We start from the raw sequence: 603 nt of genomic DNA, 5'->3' as shown, positions 1-603 counted from the left end.
GTAGATGAAACTATAGAATGTAATGGAACAGATAATGAAACCATTGCTAACGATTGGAATGCTGCAAACATACTTGCACTACAATCTTGTGGTACAGATAGCTGTGATGCAGATGCTGTATTTGATGTAACTTCCGATTATGTATTTACTAATCTTGCTTCCACTTGTGGTGCTGGTGGTACTATTACTGTAATCTATACGGTATCGGATGATTGTGATAATGAAACTACACTTACTGCGACACTTACACTTGAAGATTCTATTGGTCCAGACTTAACAGCTTGTACGGTTGTAGATGAAACGATAGAATGTAACGGTACAGATAATGAAACCATTGCTAACGATTGGAATACTGCTAACATACTTGCACTACAATCTTGTGGTACAGATAGCTGTGATACGGATGCTGTTTTTGATGTAACTTCCGATTATGTATTTACTAATCTTACTTCTACTTGTGGAGCTGGTGGTACTATTACTGTAATCTATACGGTATCGGATGATTGTGATAACGAAACTACACTGACTGCGACACTTACTCTTGAAGATTCTATTGGTCCAGACCTAACGGCTTGTACGGTTGTAGATGAAACCATAGAATGT

At 37.8% G+C, this 603-nt stretch carries 1 pseudogene; it reads left to right on the top strand.

From position 1 onward, the window contains the following. A pseudogene (locus tag ACVC3Y_RS00280) lies at positions 1–603 on the top strand (gliding motility-associated C-terminal domain-containing protein); the annotation flags it as partial.

It is taken from the genome of Lacinutrix cladophorae, from assembly GCF_053604645.1.
The sequence above is the reverse complement of the archived record's forward strand: the minus strand, read 5'-3'. Positions and strand labels throughout refer to the sequence as shown.